At 64.6% G+C, this 2540-nt stretch carries 5 protein-coding genes and 1 pseudogene; all 6 read left to right on the top strand.

What is annotated here, in order from left to right; all coding sequences use genetic code 11:
• Positions 1–76: pseudogene (locus QOJ24_RS24505) on the top strand (50S ribosomal protein L5); the annotation flags it as partial.
• 4 nt (positions 77–80) lie between these two features.
• Complete coding sequence (locus QOJ24_RS24500) at positions 81–266, top strand: type Z 30S ribosomal protein S14 (protein WP_526265940.1); 186 nt, start codon at positions 81–83, stop codon at positions 264–266.
• A 140-nt stretch (positions 267–406) separates the two neighbouring features.
• The gene (rpsH, locus tag QOJ24_RS24495; RefSeq protein ID WP_285187343.1) at positions 407–805 is read left to right on the top strand and encodes a 30S ribosomal protein S8; all 399 of its coding nucleotides are present in this window, start codon (positions 407–409) and stop codon (positions 803–805) included.
• Between the two features lie 12 nt (positions 806–817).
• Complete coding sequence (gene rplF, locus QOJ24_RS24490; protein WP_526265938.1) at positions 818–1357, top strand: 50S ribosomal protein L6; 540 nt, start codon at positions 818–820, stop codon at positions 1355–1357.
• Between the two features lie 41 nt (positions 1358–1398).
• Positions 1399–1767: a 50S ribosomal protein L18 gene (rplR, locus tag QOJ24_RS24485; protein WP_526265939.1), complete on the top strand. Its 369-nt coding sequence runs from the start codon at positions 1399–1401 to the stop codon at positions 1765–1767.
• Positions 1768–1798: 31 nt separating this feature from the next.
• On the top strand, positions 1799–2473 hold the full coding sequence (gene rpsE, locus QOJ24_RS24480; protein WP_526265937.1) for a 30S ribosomal protein S5: 675 nt from the start codon (positions 1799–1801) through the stop codon (positions 2471–2473).
• The last annotated feature ends 67 nt before the right edge of the window (positions 2474–2540 follow it).

The following is a 2540-nucleotide window of genomic DNA, read 5'->3' as shown; positions in this document are numbered from 1 at the left end:
CGTCACCTCGGCGACCAACGACGACGAAGGTCGGGCGCTGTTGCGCGGCCTCGGCTTTCCGTTCAAGGAGAACTGACCAGATGGCGAAAAAAGCACTGATCAACAAGAGTCAGCGCAAGCCGAAGTTCGCGGTTCGCGCCTACACCCGCTGTAACAGGTGCGGTCGCCCGCACGCGGTTTTCCGCAAGTTCGGGCTGTGCAGGATCTGCCTGCGTGAAATGGCGCACGCGGGCGAACTGCCCGGCGTGGCGAAGAGCAGCTGGTAACAGCATTTCAATCAACAAAGGTTGCGGTAGGCCTCCCCAACATATGGGCACAGTGGGAACCGCCGCGAGGAAGGTGAACCGGCTGTCATGACCGCGATGACGACGATGCAGAGCGCAGCGATGAAGAGGAGCAGCGCTCGATGACAATGACGGATCCGATCGCAGACTTCTTGACGCGTCTGCGCAACGCCAACTCGGCGTACCACGACGAAGTGACGCTGCCGCATTCGAAGATCAAGGCCAACATCGCCGAGATCCTCAAGCGGGAGGGTTACATCACCGACTACCGCACCGAGGACGCGCGGGTCGGCAAGGCGCTGACCGTTCAGCTCAAGTACGGGCCGAGTCGGGAGCGCAGCATCGCCGGCCTGCGCCGGGTGTCCAAGCCCGGATTGCGGGTGTACGCCAAGTCGACCGGCCTGCCCCGCGTACTCGGCGGTCTGGGAGTGGCGATCATCTCGACCTCCTCGGGTCTGCTCACCGACCGCCAGGCAGCCAGGCAGGGCGTGGGCGGCGAAGTCCTCGCGTACGTGTGGTGAGAGGGGACTGACATGTCGCGTTTTGGTAAGCAACCGATCCTGATCCCATCCGGGGTCGAGGTCTCCATCGATGGCCAGCAGGTCTCGGTGAAAGGCCCCAAAGGCACCCTGGACTTACAGGTTGCCGAGCCGATCACCGTGGCGCGCAACGAGGATGGCGCCATCGTGGTCACCCGTCCCGACGACGACCGGCACAACCGTTCGTTGCACGGGCTGTCGCGCACGCTGGTGTCCAACCTGGTCACCGGTGTGACCGAGGGCTACACGATCAAGATGGAGATCTTCGGGGTCGGCTATCGCGTGCAGGCCAGAGGCAGCGATCTCGAGTTCGCCCTCGGCTACAGCCACCCGGTGCTGATCAGCGCGCCGGAGGGCGTGAGCTTCGCGGTCGAGACGCCGACCAAGTTCTCGATCAGCGGTATCGACAAGCAAAAGGTCGGCCAGATCGCGGCCAACATCCGCCGTCTTCGTAAGAACGATCCCTACAAGGGCAAAGGCGTTCGCTACGAAGGCGAGCAGATCCGCCGCAAGGTCGGAAAGACAGGTAAGTAGGCATGGCGCAAACACAAACTGCAGGAACCGCGCAGAAGCCGTTGGGGCAGAGCGTCTCCGCCGTTCGGCGCAAGCAACGGCTGCGTCGTCACGCGCGGCTGCGTAAGAAGATTGCCGGCACCGCCGAGCGTCCACGCCTGGTGGTACACCGCTCGTCGCGGCACATTCACGTGCAGTTGGTCAACGACCTCACCGGCACGACTGTGGCTGCCGCCTCCTCTATCGAGGCGGACGTGCGCGGCGTGGACGGCGACAAGAAGGCCCACAGTGTGCGGGTCGGTCAGTTGATCGCAGAGCGGGCCAAGGCTGCCGGAGTCGACGCAGTGGTGTTCGACCGTGGCGGCTACACCTACGGCGGGCGGATCGCGGCGCTGGCCGACGCCGCCCGAGAAGGTGGGTTGGAATTCTGATGCTAACTAACAACTTTGGAAGGACCGCATAATGGCGGAGCAACCGGCTGGATCGGCCGGCCCGACGAACGAGGGCCGCGACGACCGTCGCGACTCGCGTGACAACCGGGGCCGCCGGGACGGTGGTGGCCGTGGCGGTCGTGACCGTGACGGAGACAAGAGCAATTACCTCGAGCGCGTTGTCACGATCAACCGCGTCTCCAAGGTGGTCAAAGGTGGTCGGCGCTTCAGCTTCACCGCGCTGGTCATCGTCGGCGACGGCAACGGCATGGTCGGTGTCGGCTACGGCAAGGCCAAGGAAGTTCCGGCCGCGATCGCTAAGGGCGTCGAGGAAGCTCGTAAGGGTTTCTTCCGCGTTCCGATGATCGGTGGGACCATCGTCCACCCGGTGCAGGGCGAAGCCGCGGCAGGCGTTGTGCTGCTGCGTCCGGCCAGCCCAGGTACCGGTGTGATCGCCGGTGGTGCGGTGCGTGCGGTGCTGGAATGCGCCGGCGTGCGCGACATTCTGTCCAAATCGCTGGGTAGCGACAACGCGATCAACGTCGTGCATGCGACGGTCGTCGCGCTCAAGATGCTGCAGCGGCCCGAAGAGGTCGCGGCACGTCGTGGACTGCCGCTGGAGGATGTCGCTCCGGCCGGCATGCTGCGCGCCCGCCGCGAAGCTGACGCGCTGGCCGCAGGCGCCACTCGTGAAGGAAGCGCATAACAATGGCTACCGATAAAGCACAGGCGTCACAACCGACGCAGCTTAAGATCACCCAGGTCCGCGGTGT

It is taken from the genome of Mycobacterium sp., from assembly GCF_032159775.1.
Taxonomy (GTDB): Bacteria; Actinomycetota; Actinomycetes; order Mycobacteriales; family Mycobacteriaceae; genus Mycobacterium.
Note: the sequence above shows the minus strand (reverse complement) of the source record. Positions and strands in the feature narration are given on the sequence as shown.

Excerpts from the sequence above, each read along its gene's own strand:
- rpsH (WP_285187343.1), top strand. The coding sequence starts at position 407 with ATGACAATGACGGATCCGATCGCAGACTTCTTGACGCGTCTGCGCAAC.
- rplF (WP_526265938.1), top strand. The coding sequence starts at position 818 with ATGTCGCGTTTTGGTAAGCAACCGATCCTGATCCCATCCGGGGTCGAG.
- QOJ24_RS24500 (WP_526265940.1), top strand. The coding sequence starts at position 81 with ATGGCGAAAAAAGCACTGATCAACAAGAGTCAGCGCAAGCCGAAGTTC.
- rpsE (WP_526265937.1), top strand. The coding sequence starts at position 1,799 with ATGGCGGAGCAACCGGCTGGATCGGCCGGCCCGACGAACGAGGGCCGC.